The sequence below is a fragment of the Streptomyces sp. SKN60 genome (assembly GCF_026236535.1).
Lineage (GTDB): Bacteria > Actinomycetota > Actinomycetes > Streptomycetales > Streptomycetaceae > Streptomyces.
The window spans coordinates 34,006-54,150 of the sequence record NZ_JAHTMW010000015.1 but is presented as its reverse complement, the minus strand read 5'-3'; the positions used below and the strand labels follow the sequence as shown (position 1 = coordinate 54,150).

Sequence of the window (20,145 nt, the reverse complement as noted above, 5' to 3'; positions counted from 1 at the left end):
ACACCGGTCACCGCTTATCGGTTCGGCAAAGAACACGTGTACGCCCTTTAACCCGAGCCCCGGTCGACGCGAGGATCCCCCGGACGACCCACACGGCGCTGTCAAGGGGGCGGCGCCCACCGAGGGGGAGGAACCACTTGCGACGTAGTGCAGTGCTCGGCTCTGCCGGCACTCTCATAGCGGGCACGCTGATGGCGACCGCGCTCGCCGCTCCGGCGGCGAGCGCGCAGAACCGCCACGGCGGCGACGACGAGGCCCGCGGCGCTGCCGTGGCCGCCGCCCGCGCGGCGAAGGCCGGCATCGACTGGCAGGACTGCCCGGCCGACTGGGGCCTGGAGAAGCCCATCCAGTGCGGCTGGGTCACCGTCCCGGTCGACTACACCAAGCCCGACGGCAAGCAGATCAAGCTCGCCGTCGACCGCGCCCGTGCCACCGGCACGCCCCAGGAGAAGCAGGGCTCCCTGCTCTACAACCCGGGCGGCCCCGGCGGCTCCGGACTGCGCTTCCCGCGCCGGGTCACGACCAAGGCCCCGCTCTGGGTGAACACCGCCAAGGCCTACGACTTCGTCGGCTTCGACCCGCGCGGCGTCGGCCACTCGGCGCCCATCTCCTGCGTCGACCCGACCGAGTTCGTGAAGGGCCCCAAGGCCGACCCGGTTCCGGACAGCGAGGCCGACAAGCTCGCCCAGCGCAAGCTGGCCGCCGAGTACGCCAAGGGCTGCGCCGAGAAGAGCGGCGACATGCTGCCCTACATGACGACCCGGAACACCGCCCGTGACCTGGACGTCATCCGGGCCGCGCTCGGCGAGAAGAAGCTCAACTTCATCGGCGTCTCGTACGGCACCTACCTCGGCGCCGTCTACGGCACCCTGTACCCGGACCACGTGCGCCGCATGATCGTGGACAGCGTGGTCGACCCGTCGAAGAAGGCGATCTGGTACGGGGCCAACCTGAACCAGGACATCGCCTTCGAGGGCCGCCTCAAGGACTGGATGACCTGGGTCGCCCAGCACGACGACGCCTTCCACCTCGGAAAGACCTACGCCGAGGTGCAGCAGCAGTGGGTGACCCTGCGCGCCGCCGCCAAGAAGGAGCCGCTCGGCGGCAAGGTCGGCCCGGCCGAGCTCATCGGCTTCTTCCAGAACGCCCCGTACTACGACTCCATGTGGGTCCCGGTCGCGGAGGCCTGGAGCGCCTACGCCGCGGGCGACCCGCAGCCGCTGATCGACTCGGCCGCGTCGGACCCCACCGACACCGCGGGCAACATCTCCGCGGAGAACGGCACCGCGGTCTACACGGCCGTCGAGTGCGCCGACGCGCCCTGGCCGACCAGCTGGAAGAAGTGGGACCGGGACAACTCCCGCCTGCACGAGCAGTACCCGTTCGTGACCTGGGCCAACGCCTGGATGAACCTGCCCTGCGCCACCTGGTCCGCGCCGCGCCAGCGGCCGACCGAGGTGAAGACGGGCAAGGGCCTGCCGCCGGTGCTCATCGTCCAGTCCGAGCGCGACGCCGCCGCCCCGTACGCCGGCGCCGTCGAACTGCACAAGCGCTTCAAGGGCTCGCGCCTCATCACCGAGAAGAACGCCGGCTCGCACGGCGTGACCAACCTGGTGAACGCCTGCATCAACCCGCGGGTCGAGACGTACCTGCTGACCGGCAAGGTCGACAGCCGCGACGTGACGTGCGAGCCGCACGCCACGCCGAAGCCGTAACACCCCCCCCGCAGGACAAGGAGGGGCGGTCGCCGCACGGCGACCGCCCCTCCGCCGTTCACGGACTCAGCCGCGTGAGGCCAGCCAGGCGTCCTCCGCCGCGTAGTCGAACCAGTCCTGCTGGTACATGGCCAGGTTCGGGAAGGCCTCCAGCCAGTGCCGGCCCGCCAGCCGCAGCGCAAGATACTCCACCGTCCCCGGCAGCGAGTCGACGTACGACACCACCGGCCGGTAGCCCAACTCCCGTTCCGCCGCGCCCATGTCGAAGACGATCGGCCGGTCCTCGCCCCACGGCGTCGCGCCGACATCGCCCACCGGCGGCGGTCCGTCGACGATCACCGTCTCGCTCTCCACGCCGACCACGGCATCGATCGCCGCGCCGATCTCCGCCACCGTCGGCACCTCGGGGTCACCGCCGTTGAGCACCCGGCTGCCGGGCCGCGCCGCCGCGAGCCGCACCAGCTCGCCGAGGTTGTCCACGTGCACCGGGTGGAAGCGCGAGGAGCCGCCGTACGCGAGCACCCGCACCGGCCGCCCGTCGAGCGCCCGCTTGACGAACCACAGCTCACGCGGCGCCTTGCAGTACGGGCCGTGCACCGCGCCCGCGCGCAGCAGCGTCGTCGGCAGCCGCTCGCCGAGCGCGAGCAGCTCCCGCTCCAGGGCCACCTTGCGGGTGCCGTACGTGCTGTCGCCCGGTGCGACCGTCGGCTGCGACTCCGGGATCGGCAGGGGGTAGCGCGGGAAGCCGTCCGGCTCGTCCTGGGTGTCGAAGCTGCGGCCCTTGTCGTCCTCGTACACCGCGCCGCTTGAGATCACCACCGCCGAACCGATCCGGTCCGCGAGTCCTGCCAACTGCCGCCCATGCCCCGCGTCGAACGCGACCACGTCCACCAGGACGTCCGTGCCCGCGCCGAGCGCCCCGGCCAGCGCGCCGTCCTCGTCGCGGTCCACCGTCACCGACCGGACCTCCGCCGGCCACCCCTCGTCCCGCGCTCCGCCGCGCGAGGCGGCGGTCACCTCCCATCCGTCCGCGACGAGCGCCCGTACGGCCGCCCGCCCGATCTGTCCCGTCGCTCCCAGCACGAATGCGTTTCCCTTGGTCATGCAGGGGACGCTACGGCGCGCCGGCGGACCCGCCCAGCCGCTTTCGCCGTGCGCGGATCCGCCGACAGCGTGCACCGATCGGGAACTTCCCGGCACACGCCGGGTGTTCGGGCCCCTCGGCCCGCTAGGAACCCCCGGCCGCCTTCACCTTCGCCGCGTACTCGTCCACGTACTCCTGCCCGGACAGCCGCATGATCGCGTACATGATCTCGTCGGTGACCGCGCGGACCGCCGCCTTCTCACCGGCGAGGCCCGCGTAGCGGGAGAAGTCCAGCGGCTCGCCGAAGCGGATGGTGACCCGGCGGATCCGCGGCAGCACCCGGCCCGGCGGCTGGATCTCGAAGGTGCCGACCATCGCGCACGGCACCACCTTCACCCCGGCCGTCAGGGCCATCACCGCGACCCCCACCTTGCCCTTGTACAGGCGCCCGTCGTGCGAGCGGGTGCCCTCCGGGTAGATGCCGAGCAGCTCGTCCTTCGCGAGCACGCCGAGGCCCTCGCGGATCGCCGCCCGGCCGGCCTCCCTGCCCGAGCGGTCCACCGGGATCTGGCCCGCGCTGCGGAAGAACGCGGCCGTCAGCCGGCCCTTCAGCCCCGGCCCCGTGAAGTACTCCTGCTTCGCCAGGAAGGTGATCCGGCGGCTCAGCACCACCGGCATCAGGAAGTGGTCCGAGAAGGACAGATGGTTCCCGGCGACGATCGCCGCACCCTCCTCCGGGACGTGCTCCAGACCCTCCACCCGCGGCCGGAAGAGCAGCTTGAGCAGCGGCCCGAGCAGCGCGTGCTTCAGCACGTAGTAGAACATCCAAGACCCCCTTTTCCTGCCTTTGTAACCAAGGCCGCCCGCGTGGTCCACTGGTGGGGAGGAGCGGGATCCATGACAGGCGCGCGCGGGCACAGGCGTCCCGGCGCCGCCGCCACCGCCGCCGTACTGTGCGCCGTGACGGCCGCCGGTCTGTACGGCTGCTCCGGCTCGGGCCCGTCGGAGCCCCGCCCGACACCGACGCCCACCCCCGCGCCCACCACCCCGCCCGCCGGTACCTCACCGCTCACCGGGCTGCCCGCCCGGTCCGGGCCCGTGCTCGCCGTGAAGATCGACAACGTGCCGCCGGCCCGCCCGCACACCGGGCTCACCGCCGCCGACCTCGTCTACGTCGAGCAGGTCGAGTCCGGCCAGACCCGCCTCATGGCCGTCTACTCCGCGCGGACCCCGGAGCTCGTCGGCCCGGTCCGCAGCGCCCGCGAGTCCGACCTCGCCCTGCTGCGCCAGTTCGGCCGCCCCGTCCTCGCCTACTCGGGCGCCCAGAGCGCGCTCACCCCGCTGCTCAAGGCGGCGCCGCTGCACCTGGTCTCCGAGGGCACCACCCCCGGCGCCTTCCTGCGCGATCCCGCCCGCAGCGCCCCGCACAACCTGTATCTGCGGCCCGCCCGCGCGCTCGCCGCCGCACCGGACGCCACCCACGCCAAGGACATCGGCTTCCGCTTCGGTGCCGCCCCGCAGGGCGGCGAACCGGTCAACAGCCGCACCGTGAGCTTCCCCGCCGTCCGCTACACCTTCACCTGGGCGCCCGCCGCGAAGGCCTGGCACGTCGCCATGGACGGGCGCGCGGACGGGCCGCTCGCCCCGGCCACCGTCGTGGTGCAGCACATCACCGTGCGGTCCTCGCGCTTCCACGACTTCCTGGGCGCCGTCTCCCCGTACAGCGTGACCACCGGTTCCGGTACGGCGGAGGTGCTGCGCGACGGGCGGGCCTACCCGGCCCGCTGGAGCCGGCCGGACGCGGACCGGGGCACGGCCTTCACCACCCCGGCGGGCGCGCCGCTGAACTTCGCGCCGGGCCAGGTGTGGGTGCTGCTCACGGGGACGCGCTGAGCCTCAGGAGTGTTTCGGGGCGTCAGGCGTGCGGTTTCGGACGGCCGGGCGGTACGGGCCGGGCGTGCGGCTCGCCGGCGTCCGCGGCGGCCATCCCGATGGTGGCCACGCCGAGCACCACCCAGCCGAACCAGAGCCAGCCGCTGCTGCCGAGCGCCACCGTGTAGGTGGTGATCAGCACCAGGGCGGCGAAGGTGATCACACCCATCGTCTTCGTGGGACCGGACATCATCGCTCCGCCCTCCTCCACCTCCCGCCCATCGTGACCCCGGAGGAGGGGCGTGCGCCATACCTCGGACGCGCTGTGGTGCGCCCGTCGCGCGCTGTGTACGAATCCGCCGACCGGCTGCTGCTACTGCCCGCGCGCCTGGAGCGAGGCCAGGTACGCGTTGTACGCCTCCAGCTCCTTGTCGCCGTCCCGGTCCGCGGCCCGGTCCTTGCGGACCGCCTGCCGCTGCTCGGAGTGGTACCACTGGTAGACAAGGGCGATCAGCACCAGGACCGAGGGGATCTCGCTGAACGCCCAGGCGATGCCGCCGGCCGCGTGCTGGTCGTCGAGGGCGTCGATGCCGAGCGAGGCGGGCGGGTTCGTGTACACCTTCACCAGTGGCTCCGACGCCATCATCATCGCGATGCCGAAGAAGGCGTGGAACGGCATGCCGGCGAACAGCTCCAGCATCCGCATCACATAGCCCGGCCGGTGCGGACCCGGGTCCACGCCCATGATCGGCCAGAAGAAGACCAGGCCCACGGCGAGGAAGTGGACCATCATCCCGACGTGACCCGCCTTCGAGCCCATCAGGAAGTCGAAGAGCGGCGAGAAGTACAGCGCGTAGAGGCTCGCGATGAACATCGAGATGGTGAACGCCGGGTGCGTGACGATCCGCATGTAGCGGCTGTGCAGCAGCTTCAGCAGCAGCTCGCGCGGGCCCGTGGACCCGCGGCCGGCCACCGGCAGCGCCCGCAGCGCCAGCGTCACCGGCGCGCCGAGCAGCAGCAGGATCGGCGACAGCATGGAGATCACCATGTGCTGCACCATGTGCACGCTGAACATGACCATGCCGTAGTCGTTCAGCTTGGTGCACATCACCAGGGCGATGGTCAGCACGCCCACCGTGAAGAACACCGTCCGGCTCACCGGCCAGGCGTCCCCGCGCCTCCGCAGCCGCGCCACGCCCCAGCCGTAGAGCCCGAGACCGGCGACGCAGCCGATCAGGAAGAACAGGTCGGGAGAGAACTCCAGGCCCCGCCCCAGCGTGAACGGCGGAAGATCCATGGGCATGCCGTGCCCGCTGTGATCCATTCATCTACTCCTGGCGCCCGATTCGCGCTGTTGTCGCGCTTGATGTCCGGACCAGACTAGAACCGCCCCCGGCCGCGATCGCGACCGGGGGCGGTTCGTGGCGAGTGGACCCCGCGCCGGGAGGGCGTCAGAGCACGTTCTCGGCCTCGGCATAGCGGTCGGCCGGGACCGTCTTCAGGGTCTCCACGGCCTGCGCCAGCGGGACCAGCTCGATGTCCGTGCCGCGCAGCGCCGTCAGCTTGCCGAAGTCGCCGCGGTGCGCCGCCTCGACCGCGTGCCAGCCGAAGCGGGTCGCCAGGACCCGGTCGTACGCGGTGGGGGTGCCGCCGCGCTGGACGTGGCCGAGGATCACCGGGCGGGCCTCCTTGCCCAGCCGCCGCTCCAACTCCACGGAGAGCTGGTTGGCCACGCCGGTGAAGCGCTCGTGGCCGTAGATGTCGGTGCCGGCGGTCTTGAAGTCCATCGAGCCGTCCTCGCGCGGCTTCGCGCCCTCGGCGACCACGACGATCGCGAAGCGCTTGCCGTCCTCGAAGCGGGCGCCGACCCGGGCGGTCAGCTCGTCGATGTCGAAGGGCCGCTCGGGCACCACGATGGCGTGCGCGCCGGCCGCCATGCCGGACTGCAGCGCGATCCAGCCGGTGTGCCGGCCCATCACCTCGACGACCAGACAGCGCTGGTGGGACTCGGCGGTGGTCTTCAGCCGGTCCAGGGCCTCGGTGGCGACGGTCACGGCGGTGTCGAAGCCGAAGGTGACGTCGGTGGAGGCGATGTCGTTGTCGATGGTCTTCGGGACGCCCACGATCGGCAGCCCGGCCTCGGAGAGCAGGTTCGCCGCCTTCAGGGTGCCCTCGCCGCCGATCGGGATGATCGCGTCGATGCCGAGGTCGGCGACATGGCCCTTGGCCCGCTCCACCCCGTCGACGAGATGGGCCGGCTGGACCCGGGACGAGCCGAGGATGGTGCCGCCGCGGGCGAGGATGCCGCCCACCGCGTCCAGGTCCAGCTTGCGGTAGTCCGCCTCCAGGAGGCCCTTCCAGCCGTCGTGGAAGCCGATGACCTCGTCACCGTGGTCGACGACGGCGCGGTGCACGACGGACCGGATGACGGCGTTCAGACCGGGACAGTCTCCGCCGGAGGTGAGCACACCAATGCGCATAGCCCAAAAACCTTTGCAACGTGGGCCGACTCCCGGACCACGTCGTCCGGCTGGATCCCCGCCACCCTATCGGTGGAAAGTGGCGGGGCCGAACCGGATGTCCGCAGATTGGACACCGTCTTTACTTACGAATCCAATGTGCGCTAGCCCGCTCAGACGTGCGGGCCTGGCGGGGCGTCAGGCGGGCTGCGAGGCCGCCGCGATGCGCTCGGCGCGCAGCGCCTCGTACCACCGGTCGTCGGTCGGCGGCAGCGCGTTGACGTCGAGCGCCAGCTTCAGCATCAGGTCCGCGATCTGCGGGTTCCGCGCCATGACCGGGCCGTGCATGTACGTGCCGAAGACCGTGTCGTTGTACGCGCCCTCGGTGCCGTCACCCGTGCCGTTGCCGTTGCCGAACACGGTCCGGGCGAACGGGCGGGCGGTCGGGCCGAGGTGGGTGACGCCCTGGTGGTTCTCGAACCCGGTGAGCTGGGGCAGGCCGAGCCGCGGGTCGATGTCGGCGAGCACGTCGCCGACGCAGCGGGCGCCCTCGCCGCGGACCGTGGTGACGTCGAGCAGGCCGAGGCCCGGCTCGCGCTCACCCAGGTCGTTGATGAACTCGTGGCCCAGGATCTGGTAGCCGGCGCACACCGAGAAGATGATCGCGCCGTTGGCCGCCGCCCGGTTCAGCCCGCCGTCGCGGCGCAGCCGCTCGGCCGCGAGCCGCTGCGGGCGGTCCTCGCCGCCGCCGACCAGGTAGATGTCGCCGGAGGTCGGGATGGGCTGGTCGCTGCGCACGTCGAGGCGCTCGACGCTGAGCCCGCGCTGCCGGGCGCGGCGCTCGACGACGAGGACGTTGCCCTGGTCGCCGTAGGTGCTGAGGAGGTCCGGGTAGACCCAGACCACCCGCAGGCTGCTGTCACTCATGCTGCAAGTCCTTCTGCGAGTCGTGTCGGGGCCGGGGTCAGTTGCCGACGCGGCGGCGGACGTCCTGGAAGGCCGTGTAGTTGGCGATCAGCTCGATCTGCCCGGGCGGGGCCACCGTGACGGCCTCGTCGAGGGTCTCGCAGACGCGGAAGTCCACGCCGGCGACCTCCAGGCGTACGGCGAGGTCGAGCTTGCGGTCGCCGATCACCATGATCGGGTGGCCGGCCAGGCGTCCGTAGTCCACGTCCCACAGCCAGGAGGTGTCGGTGCCGTCGGCGCCGCGGGCGTTGACGGAGAGGATCACCGGGGCCGGCGGCTGGTCGATCAGGGAAAACGTTTCGAGCCAGCCGGCCGGGTTCTTGGCCAGGAGCAGCCGCAGCTCGCGGCCCTGGAAGGTGACCACGTCATAGCGGCCGGCGACGGCCTGCACCTGGTACATGCGCTCCAGGGCGACCTGCGGCGGCACCCCGAAGACCGCGGCGACCGCGGCGGAGGTGGCGGCGTTGGCCTTGTTGGCGCGGCCGGGCAGCTGGAGCCGGATCGGCCAGGCGGAGCCGTGCGGGTCGAGGACGTGGTCGCCGTTGAGCGCCCAGCTGGGGGCGGGGCGGCGGAAGCCGCACTCGCCGCAGAACCAGTCGTCGCCGGGGCGCTGCAGCACACCGCCGCAGGCGGGGCAGGACCAGGCGTCGTCCTTCCACTCCTGCCCGACGGCCACCCACACCACGTTGGGGGAGGAGGACGCGGCCCAGACGATCAGCGGGTCGTCGGCGTTGGCGATGATCACGGCCTTGCTGCCGTTGAGACCCTCGCGCCACTTCTCGGCGAGCATCCGGGTCTCGGCGGCGCGGTCGAGCTGGTCGCGCGAGAGGTTGAGCAGCGCGATCGCCTTGGGCGAGGTGTCCCGGGCCACACCGGCCAGGTACTTCTCGTCGACCTCGATCACGGCGTACTTCGACTCCGAGCCGCCGGCCAGGGCGGAGGTGATACCGGCGGGCATGTTGGCGCCGAGCGCGTTCGACACGACCGGGCCCGCGGCCCGCAGGGCCTCGGCGATCAGGCGCGTCGTGGTCGTCTTGCCGTTGGTCGCCGAGACGAGCACGACATCGAGGTGCTGCGCGAGCTGTCCCAGCAGATCGGGGTCGAGCTTCAGCGCCACCCGGCCGCCGATCACCGATCCGCTGCCGCGGCCGGCCGCCCGCGACACCGCGGCGGCGGCCTTGCCCGCGGTCACGGCGAGCTTGGCGCGCGCCGACAGCGGCTCTGGATTAGCGGCGTTCCCTGACATCGTCCTTGTTCCTCCTTGCGTCGGTCCGGGCTCAGCCTATCGAGATCCGGCCAGCAGCCCGAACCGCGGCACCGCCGACCAGCCATGTCGACCCCTGAACGTACCCTTGCGCCCATGCGAAACCGCCCGATCCCCGGCAGTTCCGGCCGCGTCCGGGGGATGACCCTGCTCGGCGCCCCCGTGCTGCACGCCCCCTGCGCGCCCGTGACCGACTTCGGCCCGGAACTCGCCCGGCTCGTCGAGGACATGTTCGCGACGATGTACGCGGCGAACGGCGTCGGCCTCGCCGCCAACCAGGTGGGCGAGGGGCTGCGGGTCTTCGTCTACGACTGCCCGGACGACGAGGACGTCCGGCATCTGGGCCATGTGGTGAACCCGCGCCTGGTCGAGGCCGACGGCGACGTGTTCCGTGGCCCCGAGGGCTGTCTGTCCCTCCCGGGCCTGGAGGCCCCGACCCCGCGCTACGACCACGCGGTCGTCGAGGGCGTCCGCGTCGACGGCACCCCGGTCCGCGTCGAGGGCACCGGCTTCTTCGCCCGCTGCCTCCAGCACGAGTGCGACCACCTGGCGGGCGGGGTCTACGCGGACCTGGTGACGGGCTGGTCGCGGCGCAAGCTGCTGCGGGCGATCAGGAAGGAGCCGTGGGGCACGAAGGGCGTGGCGGCGCTGGGCGAACCGAGCCCTTAGAAACCCGGCCCGTCGGCGCGGTCCTGGGCCTGGGCCAGGCGGCCCCAGAGGATGTCCGCGAGGCTGCGGACGAGTTCGGCGCGGGAGCAGGGGCGTTCGCCGAGCCACCAGTCGCCGGCCGCGTGCATCATGCCGACGATGCCGTGGCCCCAGATGCGGGCCTGGGCCTCGCCGCCGGGGCCGAGGTCGATGCGCTCGGCGATGACCTGGCCCAGCTCCTCGCCCATGCGGCGCAGCAGCGGCGCGGAGTGCCGGCCGACGTCGAAGCCCTGCTCGGCCTGGTGCGGCTCCTCGGCCGGGTGCATGAGGAAGCGGTAGACCTGCGGCATCGCCTCGATGGAGGCGAGGTACGTGTCGAGGGTCGACTCGACCCGCTGCCGCCGGTCCGCCGGCGCGTCGAGCGCGGCCCGCAGGGCCGAGAGCAGGGCGTCGGTGTGGCGGGTGGCGAGGGCGCGGTAGAGGCCGCCCTTGTCGCCGAAGTGGCGGTAGAGGATCGGCTTGGTGATCCCCGCCTCGGCGGCGATCGCGTTCATCGAGGCCTGCGGGCCGTCGCGGAGCACCACGCGGTCCGCCGCCTCCAGCAGTTCCCGTCGCCGTTGGTCGGCCGGCTTCTGCTGGTCGGTGGTGCTCCGGTGTGTGGTGGTCATCAGCGTGTCTCCCCGCCCGTACGAAATTCCTGAGGCTGTCGCAACGTAACACCCGAGCGGCACCCGGTGCCGTCCGGCCGGTGTCGGAGAGGGCCCGTCAGGAACTGCTCCGTTGCTGGTTGACAGCCTGTACCCGTCGGTAACAAAATGGTGTTACCGCAAGTAACACACCGCCGGGAGGGATCATGGCCGAGTTCACGCTCGAACTCAACGACGACCAGAAGCAGGTGCGCGACTGGCTCCACGGCTTCGCCGCCGACGTGATGCGCCCCGCGGCCGCCGAGTGGGACGAGCGTGAGGAGACCCCCTGGCCGATCATCCAGGAGGCCGCCAAGCTCGGAATCTACTCCCTCGACTTCTACGCGCAGCAGTTCTTCGACCCGACCGGTCTCGGCATCCCGATGGCCATGGAAGAGCTCTTCTGGGGCGACGCCGGCATCGCGCTGTCGATCGTCGGCACCGGCCTCGCCGCCGTCGGCGTCCTCGCCAACGGCACCGAGGAGCAGATCGGCACCTGGGTCCCGCAGATGTACGGCGACGCCGACGACGTCAAGGTCGCCGCCTTCTGCTCCTCCGAGCCCGACGCCGGTTCGGACGTCGCCTCCATGCGCACCCGTGCCGTCTACGACGAGGCCAAGGACGAGTGGGTGCTCAACGGCACCAAGACCTGGGCGACCAACGGCGGCATCGCCAACGTGCATGTCGTCGTCGCCGTCGTCGACCCCGAGCTCGGCTCCAAGGGCCACGCCTCCTTCATCGTGCCGCCGAACACCCCCGGCCTCTCCCAGGGCCAGAAGTTCCAGAAGCACGGCATCCGCGCCTCGCACACCGCCGAGGTCGTCCTGGAGAACGTCCGGGTCCCCGGCCACTGCCTGCTCGGCGGCAAGGAGAAGCTCGACGAGCGCCTCGCCCGGGCCCGCGAGCGCGCCAAGCAGGCCGGCAACGGGGAGCGCGTGAAGAACGCGGCGATGGCCACCTTCGAGGCCTCCCGCCCCGCCGTCGGCGCCATGGCCGTCGGCACCGCCCGCGCCGCGTACGAGGTCGCCCTCGACTACGCCAAGACGCGCGAGCAGTTCGGCCGACCGATCATCGACAACCAGGGCGTCGCCTTCCAGCTCGCCGACATGCGCACCCAGATCGACGCCGCCCGCCTCCTGGTCTGGCGCGCCTCCTGGATGGCCACCGCCGGCAAGCCCTTCACCTCCGCCGAGGGCTCGATGTCCAAGCTGTACGCGAGCGAGGTCGCCAAGAAGGTCACCGCCCAGGCCATCCAGATCCTCGGCGGCAACGGCTACACCCGCGAGTACCCGGTCGAGAGGATGCACCGCGACGCCGCCATCTACACCATCTTCGAGGGCACGAGCGAGATCCAGCGCCTGGTCATCGCCCGCACCCTCTCCGGCATGCCGATCCGCTGACGTGCCGATCCGCTGACCCGCTGACCGCGGCACGCCGCGCACCTGCCCCCGGGGAGTCCAGGCCCCGGGCCGCCCGGGCCCGGAGGGCTCACACGACGCAGAACTCGTTGCCCTCCGGGTCCCGGAGCACCACCGCGTAGTGGTCCATCCCCTCCGGCTCGTCCATGGTGCGCAGCACCGACGCGCCGAGCGCGGTCAGCCGGGCCACCTCCCCGTCCACCCGGGCCCGGCGGACGGCCATCGGCACCGTCCGGCCGCCGCCGACCTTCAGATCGAGATGCAGCCGGTTCTTCACCGTCTTCGGCTCGGGGACCTGCTGGAACCAGACCCGCGGGCCGACGCCCTTCGGGTCCACGATCGACTCCGGCAACTCGCCCGCGCCGTCCTCCAGTTCCTCCTCCGGCACACCCATCGCCCGCCAGTACGCCGTCCACGTCGCATGCCCCTCCGGCGGCGGCTCCGGCACATACCGCAGCGCCGCCGCCCAGAAGGGGACGAGCCGGCGCGGGTCCGCGCAGTCGATGGTCAGCTGCAGGACCGGGTCCGGCGCGTCCGTCCCCGGCGCGCCCGCTCCCGCCTCGTGGGTCTCTTCTGCGTTCATGGGGGAAGCGTCGCAGACACCACTGACAACCCGGCGGACAGCGTCGCCCGCCTGGGGCAGAATCGACGCGCCACCGAAGCTCACGAGGGGGAGACAGCACGATGGCGACCAACACGACGACCGGCACGGGCACCACTCCGCCGATTCCCGAACTCACCGGACTTCCGCTGCTCGGCTCGCTGCTCGACCTCAAGAACGACTCGCTCGGCACCTTCCTCAAGGCCCGCCGCGACCACGGGGACGTCGTCCGGATCACCGCCGGACCGCCCGGGCTGCGGGCCACCGTCCACTGCGTCTTCTCCGCCGAGGGCGCCCAGCAGGTGCTGGCCGGCGAGGCCGCCAACTTCCGCAAGGACAACGCCTTCTACCAGGAGATCCGGGAGTCCTTCGGCAACGGCCTGCTGACCAGCCAGGACGCCGACTATCTGCGCCAACGGCGGCTCGTCCAGCCGCTGTTCACCCGCCGCAGCGTCGACACCTACGCCTCCGCCGTGGCCGACGAGGTCACCCGGCTCACCGACGGCTGGCACGCCCGCGGCGCCGAGACCGTCGACGTCGTCCACGAGATGACCGGACTCGCGCTGCGCGCCGTCGCCCGCATCCTCTTCGGCACCGACGTCGACGAGGCCGTCGGCATCGTCGAGCGCTGCTTCCCGGTGCTCGGCGCCTACGTGGCGCGCCGCGGCTACTCGCCCCGCAAGCCGCCCCGGTCCTGGCCGACGCCGTCGAACCGGCGGGCCGCCGTCGCCCACGAGGAGCTGTACGCGGTCTGCGACCGGATCATCGCCGAGCGGCGCGCGGCCGGCACGGCCGGCGGGGGCCGCGACCTGCTCACCCTGCTCGTCGCCGCCGGCGAGGAGGACGGCAGCGCCTTCGACCCGGCCGAACTGCGCGAACAGGTCCTGGTGTTCCTGCTCGCCGGCCACGAGACCACCGCGACCTCGCTCGGCTTCGCGCTCCACCTGCTGGCCCGCCACCCCGAGCACCAGGCGCGCGCCCACGAGGAGCTCGACCGGGTCCTGGCCGGCCGCACCCCGGGCGCGGCCGACCTCGACGCCCTGCCGTACCTCACCCAGGTGCTCAAGGAGGCCATGCGGCTCTTCCCGGCCGCCCCGGCGATCGGCCGCCGGGCGGTGGCGGCCACCGAGATCGGCGGCCACACCATCCCCGCCGGAGCCGATGTGATCGTCTCGTCCTGGGTCACCCACCGGCACCCGCGCTACTGGGAGGACCCGGAGCGCTTCGACCCCGACCGGTTCACCCCGGAGGCCGAGGCCGCCCGCCCGCGCTACGCGTACTTCCCCTTCGGCGGCGGCCCCCGCGCCTGCATCGGCCAGCACTTCTCCATGCTGGAGTCGGTGATCGCGCTCGCGATGATCCTTCAGGGTCACGAGCTGGAGGCGATCGACACCCAGGTGCCGCTCGACTCCGCGATCACCCTCCAGGCCCTGGGCCCGGCCCGCTGCCGGCTGAAGCGCCGTACCGCCTGAGCGGCGCCGTCACGGGCGCGCTGTTACGGCCGGGTCGCCACCAGGACCGTCGCGTATAGCTCCTCGTCCGTGACGATCCGGGCCGTCAGGCCGTGGGCGGTGACCGCGGCGACGGCCCGGGCGGCCTGCCGCTCGCTCGTCTCGCACAGCAGCCGGCCGCCCGGGGCCAGCCACTCCACGGCCCCGGCCGCGACCCGGCGCAGCACGTCCAGGCCGTCCGCGCCGCCGTCGAGGGCGACCAGCGGCTCGTGCTCGCGGGCCTCGGCCGGGAGCAGCGGCACGTCGCCGCTGGGCACGTAGGGGACGTTCGCCACCAGGACCTCGATCCGGCCGCGCAGGACGTCCGGCAGCGGGTCGAAGAGGTCGCCCTCGTACACCCGGCCGCCGCGCGGTTCCACATTGCGGCGGGCGCAGCGCACCGCCGCCGGCTCGATGTCGGAGGCGTGCACCTCGGCGTCCTCGACGGACGCGAGCAGTACCGCGCCCGCCGCGCCGGAGCCGCAGCACAGATCCACGCAGACGGCGCCCGGCCGGGCGAGCCGCACCGCCTGGTCGACCAGGAACTCCGTACGCCGGCGCGGTACGAACACCCCGGCGTCGACCTCGATCCGCAGCCCCCCGAACGCGGCCCAGCCCACCACGTGCTCCAGCGGCAGGCCGGCCGCCCGCCGCTCGACCAGCGCGTCGAGCTCGGCCGGACCGGCCGCCGCCGCGCGCAGCAGCTCCGCCTCCTCCTCGGCGAAGACGCAGCCTGCGGCCCGCAGCCGCTCCACCACCCCCAGGTCAGACAAGCTGGGCCTCGATGGCGCTGACGATCTCCGCGGCCTCGGGCTCGGTGCGCGGCCGGAAGCGGGTGACCGCGCCGTCCCGCCCGATCAGGAACTTCTCGAAGTTCCACTGCACGTCGCCGGCCTCGCCGTCGGCGTCCGCGACCTTGGTCAGCTCCGCGTAGAGCGGGTGCCGCCCGTCCCCGTTGACCTCGGTCTTCGCGAGCAGCGGGAAGCTCACCCCGTACGTCGTCGAGCAGAACGTCTCGATCTCCTCGGCGCTGCCCGGCTCCTGCCCCGCGAACTGGTTGCACGGCACGCCGAGCACGGTGAAGCCGCGCTCCCCGTACTCCTTCTGCAGCCGCTCCAGGCCCTCGTACTGCGGGGTCAGACCGCACTTGGAGGCCACGTTGACCACCAGGACGGCCTTGTCGCGGAAGTCGCCGAGCGAGACCGGATCACCGGCCAGGGTCGTCAGGGGGATGTCATACAGGCTCATAGGAGCTCCTTGTCACACCAATGGGGTTTGATCTCAGCATGGGAGATGAACCACTGGCAATCGACCTCGATTCCGCGCCCGCCGAGACCCGCCGGGTCCGCTGCCGGCTGTGCGGCCGCCCCCTGACCGGCCCGGAATCCCGCCGCACGGGTCTGGGCCCGGCCTGCGACGCCAAACTCCACCCGGCGGGCCCGGACATCCGCACCCGCCGCCACGAGGTGGAACAGGACACCCTGCCGGGGGTCTAGGGCGGCGGGCCGCACCCGTGCGAACTGACATGTCCGGGTCCAGCCCGGGCACGCGTGAAGGAGTCACTCCATGTCCACTCCCGCGGCCGGGCCGGGAGCTCGGTGCGTTCTTACGGGCCCACCGCGCCCTGCTGAAGCCCGAGGACGTGGGCCTGCCCGCGACGTCCCGCCGCCGCACCCCCGGGCTGCGCCGCGAGGAGGTCGCCTCCCTCTCCGGCGTGAGCATCGCCTGGTACACCTGGCTCCAACTAAGAGCTGTCCCGTAAATGATCTCCAAGTCGTCTCGGGAAAGGCGGGTCACCATGTGGGCCGCTCGCCTATCCGGCGAGGGCGAGGTTGTGCATCCGGGCGATGCCGAGCATGGCCTGGTGGACGCCGTCGCCCTTGAGACGGCAGTCGCGGAGGATCTTCCAGGTCTTCATGCGGGCGAAGACGTGCTCGACCCGGGCCCGGACCTGCTTGTGGGACTTGTTGTGTTCCTCTTTCCAGTCCATCAGTTCGGTCTGGCCGCGCTCTCGGCGATGCGGGATGACGAGTCCGGTGCCCGGGTAGCCACCGTCGGCGATGGTGAGGGTCTTGCCGATGGCGGCCTCGGCGCCTGATTCCTCCCATGCCTTGCAGTCGTTGCGGTTCCCGGCGAGCGGCCGGCCGACCACGACGACCAGGCGGGTGTCGGCGTCGATGACGACCTGGTGGTTGGTGGAGTACCGGTAGTTCTTCGAGCGCTCGGCCACGGTGTGGTCCCGAGTGGGAACCAGGGTGCCGTCCACGATGAGCACGGTGTCCTTGGCGAACCGCTTGCGGGGCTGAAGCGCGAACATCGGCCCAAGGTGGTCGATGATCCGGTCCGCCGCCGACTTCGAGACCCCGAACAGGGGGGCGAGCTGGCGCATGGTCAGGTTCGTACGCCAGTACGCCGCGACCAGCAGGGCCCGCTCCTCCAGCGGGAGACTCCACGGCCGGCCCTTGCGGGCCGCGTCCGCACCCTTGCGGCGCAACACCGTCACAAGCTTCCCGAAGGCACGCGGGCTCAGCCCGGTGAACGGGGCTATCCAGGAAGGCTCCGACGCCGTGATCACACCAGTCACCGCGTGATCATTCCACTGCTTCAGGTTCCCCCTGCTCGAACGCGATGCGGCAGCGTTCTACCTGGTCGGCTACCTGCTCCATGAACCAGCGCATGACCTCGTAGGGGACAACGCGCTCGACAGGGCTCCAGACGCGGACGGTCGGCTGCAGATTCGAGTCCTCGTCCGGGACAAGCGCTACCAAGAAGGCAGCACCGGGCACGTGGGTCACTGCGGCGTCGGGGGTCTCGTCCCCCTCGGCCGACGCCGGCACAGCCTCGCTCAGCTCCACGGCCCAGGCATCGTCGGGCAAGGAGTAGTGAAAGAGAACGGCGTAGTGACGGCCTGCATGTTCTCGCAACTCCCATGGCATGTCAGCAGGCTGCCACAGCCGCCGTGCCGGAGGCTCGCGGATATCCCGGCTCTCACCTGGGTGCAACCCGGCCAGCATTTGCGGGACAGCTCTTAGCCGAACTGAGTCCCGTCGGCCTACCGCTGTGCCCACCACGTCCCCGCTGCCCCGCCGGCCGTGGTGATCAGGGCTACGAGCCATCCCGGGATGCGCTGCACGGTCAAGTGCAGCCCACCGACGCGGAGTTCAAGAGCGGGGCGAGTGTGGCGATCGGGCATCGCTGCGCGCTTGGACATGGTTGTGCCCTCTTTCCGGACGGGTGGGTCGACTGCCTGAACAGTAGGTCCGGCGAGGTGACGAAAGGCGAAATTACGGGAGTCGGGCGGTCAGCCGGTCGCGGAGCCGTGCCTCGCAGTGGTGGGTCTTGTCCACGTGCACTTGCTCATCGCGCTTGTGCGCGTAGAGCGGCGCCGGATGCCTAGCGCTGCGTCCACCACGTGAGTGCCGCCCCGCCAGCGAGGGACGCCAGGGTGACGAGCCATCCGGAGATGCGCTGCGCGACGACGTGGAAGCCATAGATGCGCAGTTCGAACACGGGCCGAGTTTCGGTCTTGGGAGCCATGACTTCCATTCAGCCGTACGGCGGGGGGTCATAGCTACGCCGTTGGTTCCCCACTTCTTCGCCACTTCAAATGGGGTACCGATTACCACGGCCAAAGTGGGGAAGCGACCCCGCTCGTCACCCACTTCACCCCACTTCGGTGGCTGCAAATACCACAGCGGGTAACGCCACTGCAATACCCACATTCGCCACTTCTTCGCCACTTCAAACCCGTTTGGAGGGGGACCCTCATGCCCCGCAGACCCCGCCCCCCTTGCTCGGTACCCGGGTGCCCCGAGCTAACAGCCCGTGGTGGCCGCTGTGTCGCTCACGAGCGTGAGGCGACCGCACTACGGGTGACATCGGGGACGAGTGCGTACGGGCGACGGTGGCCGAATATCCGGCGCCGCTACCTCTACGCCCATCCGTGGTGCGTGCTGTGCACGAAGCCGGCGACGGTGGCTGACCACTTCGCGGGACAGCGACTGGGAGCCCCTCGCCATGAGCGTCTTCCAGCACTTCCGGGCCCAGGCCGGAGCCGGACCCGCCGACGAGCGGGTACACGAGCTGTACCGCCGGCTCGCCGCCGACGTGCCCGAGCTGAGCCACTGGTGGGGCTGCCACTCGGTGGGCGGGCTCACCACCCGGGTCGTCACCGCCACCCCCGCCGGCGGCGACCCGATCCGGATGTCGCTGTCTTCGCTGCGCCCGGTCGACGCCCCCGCCTCCCTGATCCTGCTCTGCACGCCGAAGAGCCGGCAGGACGGCGCGGCGGTCGCCGATCTCGTCAACCGTCCGCCGCATCCTGTCGGCTCCGCACGGAAAGCGGTCTGAGGGCGCGACGGCGGGGGAGGGCCGCCGCGCCCTCAGCCGGTCACAGGGGGTGCGGGACGCCGGTGGTCACCCACCGCGCGGACCCGCTCCGGCTCAGGCGCTCTCCGGCGCGCCCACCACACCGGCGCCCGCCGTGCCACGGCGCAGCTGCGCGCTGACCGGCAGGCCACCGTGCGCCGTGACCACCGCGAACGCCACACCGATCAGCGCCGTGCTCAGCGACAGGTCGCCGAAGAGCCCCCACCGCCCAGGCGCCGATACCCGTACCGGCGTACATGGTGGAGGTCAGCCACGCGCTGGACGTCGCCCGCAGTTCGGGCGCGGCCGTGCCGGCGAGGGTCTGCCGGTCGGTGACGAAGCCGCCGCTGGCGACGAACCGGACGACCACGCCGGCCAGCGCCACGACCAGGCCGGGACCCCACACCGTCAGCGCGATGCCCACGGCGAGCAGCAGGCCCCACACGGCCAGCATCGGCTGGTCCGTGCGGCCCTGGGCCCGGGCCCTGTCGCCGAGCCGGCCGCCCAGGGTCGAGCCGACGATGCTGCCGGGGCGCGGACGCCGAGTCCGTGGCCCGGCTGGAGTGCGCCGTCGCGTCGTTCGCCCTCGAAGGGCGGGGCGCCCAGGGCTGCACCCTCTCGCCGGACGCCCTGACCGAACGCCTCGCCGCCACGTACGGCAGGGCGGGGACCGAGGCTCTGACCAGCTCCAGCTTTCAGAGCTTCCGGAACAGGCCCTCCTGCACCACCGACACCAGCAGCTGCCCCTCGCGGTCGTAGATCCGGCCCCGGGCAAGGCCGCGCCCGCCGGTCGCGATCGGCGACTCCTGGTCGTACAGGAACCACTCGTCGGCGCGGAAGGGGCGGTGGAACCACATCGCGTGGTCCAGGGACGCCATGTCGAAGCCCCGAGGGCCCCACAGCGGCTCGATCGGGATCCGGACCGCGTCGAGCAGGGTCATGTCCGAGGCGTACGTGAGTGCGCAGGTGTGCACCAGCGGGTCGTCGCCCAGCGGGCCCACCGCGCGCATCCACACTGCGCTGCGCGGGTCCGCGCCGGTGACCTCGTCCTTCGTCCAGCGCAGCCGGTCCACGTAGCGGATGTCGAAGGGCTGGCGGCGGGCCATCCGCTCCAGGGCCTCCGGCAGGGCGCCCAGGTGGTCGCGGATCTCGTCCGGGAGCTTCGGCAGGCTCTCCGGGTCGGTGAGGTGGCGCGGCGGGAGCTGGTGCTCGAAGGCGCCCTCCTCCGGGAGGTGGAAGGAGGCCGTCAGATTGAAGATCGTCCGGCCCTCCTGGACCGCCGTCACCCGGCGGGTGGTGAAGGACCGCCCGTCGCGCACCCGCTCCACCTGGTAGACGATCGGCACGCCCGGGCGGCCCGGCCGCAGGAAGTAGGCGTGCAGCGAGTGCACCGGGCGCTCGTCGTCCACGGTGCGCCCGGCCGCCACCAGGGCCTGCCCGGCGACCTGCCCGCCGAAGACCCGCTGGAGCGACTCCTGCGGGCTGCGGCCACGGAAGATGTTCACCTCGATCCGCTCCAGGTCGAGCAGATCCACGAGCCTCTCGGCGGGGTTGGTCACCTCTGGTCCTCCTTC

Annotated in this window: 23 protein-coding genes and 1 pseudogene; 8 read left to right on the top strand and 16 right to left on the bottom strand. The window is 72.0% G+C overall.

Annotation, left to right across the window (positions count from 1 at the left end):
* The first annotated feature begins 137 nt into the window (after nt 1-137).
* On the top strand, nt 138-1,715 hold the full coding sequence (locus KV205_RS24660) for an alpha/beta hydrolase (protein ID WP_265866776.1): 1,578 nt from the start codon (nt 138-140) through the stop codon (nt 1,713-1,715).
* A gap of 66 nt (nt 1,716-1,781) precedes the next feature.
* Here the strand turns inward: KV205_RS24660 and KV205_RS24655 are convergent, their stop codons facing one another.
* Together KV205_RS24655 and KV205_RS24650 are read right to left on the bottom strand one after the other, a co-directional pair.
* A complete protein-coding gene (locus KV205_RS24655; protein WP_265866775.1) occupies nt 1,782-2,819 on the bottom strand; it encodes an NAD(P)-dependent oxidoreductase in 1,038 nt (345 codons plus the stop codon).
* Nucleotides 2,820-2,943: 124 nt separating this feature from the next.
* Nucleotides 2,944-3,624 carry a 1-acyl-sn-glycerol-3-phosphate acyltransferase gene (locus KV205_RS24650; RefSeq protein WP_265866773.1) on the bottom strand — a complete coding sequence of 227 codons (681 nt, stop codon included), beginning with the start codon at nt 3,622-3,624 and terminating at the stop codon, nt 2,944-2,946.
* A gap of 72 nt (nt 3,625-3,696) precedes the next feature.
* On the opposite strand from KV205_RS24650, the gene KV205_RS24645 reads away from it, so the two are divergent.
* On the top strand, nt 3,697-4,692 hold the full coding sequence (locus KV205_RS24645; RefSeq protein WP_265866772.1) for a DUF3048 domain-containing protein: 996 nt from the start codon (nt 3,697-3,699) through the stop codon (nt 4,690-4,692).
* A 22-nt stretch (nt 4,693-4,714) separates the two neighbouring features.
* On the opposite strand, the gene KV205_RS24640 is transcribed toward KV205_RS24645, so the two are convergent.
* The 5 genes from KV205_RS24640 to KV205_RS24620 form a co-directional block, all read right to left on the bottom strand.
* Nucleotides 4,715-4,924 (bottom strand): hypothetical protein, encoded by a 210-nt coding sequence (locus KV205_RS24640; protein ID WP_265866894.1) that lies wholly within the window; start codon nt 4,922-4,924, stop codon nt 4,715-4,717.
* Between the two features lie 120 nt (nt 4,925-5,044).
* A complete protein-coding gene (locus KV205_RS24635) occupies nt 5,045-5,995 on the bottom strand; it encodes a cytochrome c oxidase assembly protein (RefSeq protein ID WP_265866771.1) in 951 nt (316 codons plus the stop codon).
* A 127-nt stretch (nt 5,996-6,122) separates the two neighbouring features.
* The gene (locus KV205_RS24630; protein WP_265866770.1) at nt 6,123-7,151 is read right to left on the bottom strand and encodes a 6-phosphofructokinase; all 1,029 of its coding nucleotides are present in this window, start codon (nt 7,149-7,151) and stop codon (nt 6,123-6,125) included.
* Nucleotides 7,152-7,328: 177 nt separating this feature from the next.
* Complete coding sequence (locus KV205_RS24625) at nt 7,329-8,057, bottom strand: type 1 glutamine amidotransferase (RefSeq protein ID WP_265866769.1); 729 nt, start codon at nt 8,055-8,057, stop codon at nt 7,329-7,331.
* Nucleotides 8,058-8,094: 37 nt separating this feature from the next.
* Nucleotides 8,095-9,342: a Mur ligase family protein gene (locus tag KV205_RS24620; RefSeq protein ID WP_265866768.1), complete on the bottom strand. Its 1,248-nt coding sequence runs from the start codon at nt 9,340-9,342 to the stop codon at nt 8,095-8,097.
* Between the two features lie 114 nt (nt 9,343-9,456).
* Here KV205_RS24620 and def point away from each other — a divergent pair, with 114 nt between their 5' ends.
* Nucleotides 9,457-10,029, top strand: coding sequence for a peptide deformylase (gene def, locus KV205_RS24615; protein WP_265866767.1), 573 nt, complete (start codon nt 9,457-9,459; stop codon nt 10,027-10,029).
* Here the strand turns inward: def and KV205_RS24610 are convergent.
* A complete protein-coding gene (locus KV205_RS24610; RefSeq protein ID WP_265866765.1) occupies nt 10,026-10,676 on the bottom strand; it encodes a TetR family transcriptional regulator in 651 nt (216 codons plus the stop codon). The two genes, def and KV205_RS24610, sit on opposite strands and share 4 nt — an antisense overlap.
* 185 nt (nt 10,677-10,861) lie before the next feature.
* On the opposite strand from KV205_RS24610, the gene KV205_RS24605 reads away from it, so the two are divergent.
* A complete protein-coding gene (locus tag KV205_RS24605) occupies nt 10,862-12,094 on the top strand; it encodes an acyl-CoA dehydrogenase family protein (protein WP_265866764.1) in 1,233 nt (410 codons plus the stop codon).
* Nucleotides 12,095-12,182: 88 nt separating this feature from the next.
* Here KV205_RS24605 and KV205_RS24600 read toward each other — a convergent pair whose 3' ends face one another.
* Nucleotides 12,183-12,695 carry a VOC family protein gene (locus tag KV205_RS24600; protein ID WP_265866763.1) on the bottom strand — a complete coding sequence of 171 codons (513 nt, stop codon included), beginning with the start codon at nt 12,693-12,695 and terminating at the stop codon, nt 12,183-12,185.
* A gap of 101 nt (nt 12,696-12,796) precedes the next feature.
* Here KV205_RS24600 and KV205_RS24595 point away from each other — a divergent pair, with 101 nt between their 5' ends.
* Nucleotides 12,797-14,185: a cytochrome P450 gene (locus tag KV205_RS24595; RefSeq protein ID WP_265866762.1), complete on the top strand. Its 1,389-nt coding sequence runs from the start codon at nt 12,797-12,799 to the stop codon at nt 14,183-14,185.
* Nucleotides 14,186-14,208: 23 nt separating this feature from the next.
* On the opposite strand, the gene KV205_RS24590 is transcribed toward KV205_RS24595, so the two are convergent.
* Nucleotides 14,209-14,976, bottom strand: a complete 768-nt coding sequence (locus tag KV205_RS24590) for a putative protein N(5)-glutamine methyltransferase (RefSeq protein WP_265866760.1) — start codon at nt 14,974-14,976, stop codon at nt 14,209-14,211.
* On the bottom strand, nt 14,969-15,451 hold the full coding sequence (locus KV205_RS24585; protein ID WP_265866759.1) for a glutathione peroxidase: 483 nt from the start codon (nt 15,449-15,451) through the stop codon (nt 14,969-14,971). Before KV205_RS24585 ends, KV205_RS24590 begins: the two co-directional genes overlap by 8 nt.
* A gap of 38 nt (nt 15,452-15,489) precedes the next feature.
* Here KV205_RS24585 and KV205_RS24580 point away from each other — a divergent pair, with 38 nt between their 5' ends.
* Both KV205_RS24580 and KV205_RS24575 read left to right on the top strand, forming a co-directional pair.
* Nucleotides 15,490-15,699, top strand: a complete 210-nt coding sequence (locus tag KV205_RS24580) for a DUF6011 domain-containing protein (RefSeq protein ID WP_265866757.1) — start codon at nt 15,490-15,492, stop codon at nt 15,697-15,699.
* A 29-nt stretch (nt 15,700-15,728) separates the two neighbouring features.
* Nucleotides 15,729-15,947, top strand: a pseudogene (locus tag KV205_RS24575) (transcriptional regulator); the annotation flags it as partial.
* Nucleotides 15,948-16,016: 69 nt separating this feature from the next.
* Here KV205_RS24575 and KV205_RS24570 read toward each other — a convergent pair.
* From KV205_RS24570 to KV205_RS24560, 3 genes are all read right to left on the bottom strand, one after another.
* On the bottom strand, nt 16,017-16,787 hold the full coding sequence (locus KV205_RS24570) for a transposase (RefSeq protein WP_265866755.1): 771 nt from the start codon (nt 16,785-16,787) through the stop codon (nt 16,017-16,019).
* Nucleotides 16,788-16,794: 7 nt separating this feature from the next.
* Entirely contained in the window at nt 16,795-17,139 is a 345-nt protein-coding gene (locus KV205_RS24565; RefSeq protein ID WP_265866752.1) for a hypothetical protein, read from the bottom strand.
* Between the two features lie 457 nt (nt 17,140-17,596).
* Complete coding sequence (locus KV205_RS24560) at nt 17,597-17,740, bottom strand: hypothetical protein (RefSeq protein ID WP_265866893.1); 144 nt, start codon at nt 17,738-17,740, stop codon at nt 17,597-17,599.
* Nucleotides 17,741-18,220: 480 nt separating this feature from the next.
* On the opposite strand from KV205_RS24560, the gene KV205_RS24555 reads away from it, so the two are divergent.
* Nucleotides 18,221-18,553, top strand: coding sequence for a hypothetical protein (locus tag KV205_RS24555; protein WP_374214722.1), 333 nt, complete (start codon nt 18,221-18,223; stop codon nt 18,551-18,553).
* Between the two features lie 40 nt (nt 18,554-18,593).
* Here the strand turns inward: KV205_RS24555 and KV205_RS24550 are convergent, their stop codons facing one another.
* On the bottom strand, nt 18,594-19,025 hold the full coding sequence (locus tag KV205_RS24550; RefSeq protein WP_265866750.1) for a hypothetical protein: 432 nt from the start codon (nt 19,023-19,025) through the stop codon (nt 18,594-18,596).
* Between the two features lie 241 nt (nt 19,026-19,266).
* A complete protein-coding gene (locus KV205_RS24545) occupies nt 19,267-20,130 on the bottom strand; it encodes an acyl-CoA thioesterase II (RefSeq protein ID WP_265866749.1) in 864 nt (287 codons plus the stop codon).
* Between the last annotated feature and the right edge of the window lie 15 nt (nt 20,131-20,145).

What these genes read in the sequence shown, in the direction of transcription:
- KV205_RS24580 (WP_265866757.1), top strand. Translation starts at nt 15,490, where the DNA reads ATGGGAGATGAACCACTGGCAATCGACCTCGATTCCGCGCCCGCCGAG.
- KV205_RS24645 (WP_265866772.1), top strand. Translation starts at nt 3,697, where the DNA reads ATGACAGGCGCGCGCGGGCACAGGCGTCCCGGCGCCGCCGCCACCGCC.
- KV205_RS24610 (WP_265866765.1), bottom strand. Translation starts at nt 10,676, where the DNA reads ATGACCACCACACACCGGAGCACCACCGACCAGCAGAAGCCGGCCGAC.
- KV205_RS24600 (WP_265866763.1), bottom strand. Translation starts at nt 12,695, where the DNA reads ATGAACGCAGAAGAGACCCACGAGGCGGGAGCGGGCGCGCCGGGGACG.
- KV205_RS24620 (WP_265866768.1), bottom strand. Translation starts at nt 9,342, where the DNA reads ATGTCAGGGAACGCCGCTAATCCAGAGCCGCTGTCGGCGCGCGCCAAG.
- KV205_RS24630 (WP_265866770.1), bottom strand. Translation starts at nt 7,151, where the DNA reads ATGCGCATTGGTGTGCTCACCTCCGGCGGAGACTGTCCCGGTCTGAAC.
- KV205_RS24555 (WP_374214722.1), top strand. Translation starts at nt 18,221, where the DNA reads ATGAGCGTCTTCCAGCACTTCCGGGCCCAGGCCGGAGCCGGACCCGCC.
- KV205_RS24605 (WP_265866764.1), top strand. Translation starts at nt 10,862, where the DNA reads ATGGCCGAGTTCACGCTCGAACTCAACGACGACCAGAAGCAGGTGCGC.
- KV205_RS24585 (WP_265866759.1), bottom strand. Translation starts at nt 15,451, where the DNA reads ATGAGCCTGTATGACATCCCCCTGACGACCCTGGCCGGTGATCCGGTC.
- KV205_RS24595 (WP_265866762.1), top strand. Translation starts at nt 12,797, where the DNA reads ATGGCGACCAACACGACGACCGGCACGGGCACCACTCCGCCGATTCCC.
- KV205_RS24635 (WP_265866771.1), bottom strand. Translation starts at nt 5,995, where the DNA reads ATGGATCACAGCGGGCACGGCATGCCCATGGATCTTCCGCCGTTCACG.
- KV205_RS24655 (WP_265866775.1), bottom strand. Translation starts at nt 2,819, where the DNA reads ATGACCAAGGGAAACGCATTCGTGCTGGGAGCGACGGGACAGATCGGG.
- def (WP_265866767.1), top strand. Translation starts at nt 9,457, where the DNA reads ATGCGAAACCGCCCGATCCCCGGCAGTTCCGGCCGCGTCCGGGGGATG.
- KV205_RS24650 (WP_265866773.1), bottom strand. Translation starts at nt 3,624, where the DNA reads ATGTTCTACTACGTGCTGAAGCACGCGCTGCTCGGGCCGCTGCTCAAG.
- KV205_RS24550 (WP_265866750.1), bottom strand. Translation starts at nt 19,025, where the DNA reads ATGCTGGCCGTGTGGGGCCTGCTGCTCGCCGTGGGCATCGCGCTGACG.
- KV205_RS24565 (WP_265866752.1), bottom strand. Translation starts at nt 17,139, where the DNA reads ATGCCATGGGAGTTGCGAGAACATGCAGGCCGTCACTACGCCGTTCTC.
- KV205_RS24625 (WP_265866769.1), bottom strand. Translation starts at nt 8,057, where the DNA reads ATGAGTGACAGCAGCCTGCGGGTGGTCTGGGTCTACCCGGACCTCCTC.
- KV205_RS24560 (WP_265866893.1), bottom strand. Translation starts at nt 17,740, where the DNA reads ATGGCTCCCAAGACCGAAACTCGGCCCGTGTTCGAACTGCGCATCTAT.
- KV205_RS24640 (WP_265866894.1), bottom strand. Translation starts at nt 4,924, where the DNA reads ATGATGTCCGGTCCCACGAAGACGATGGGTGTGATCACCTTCGCCGCC.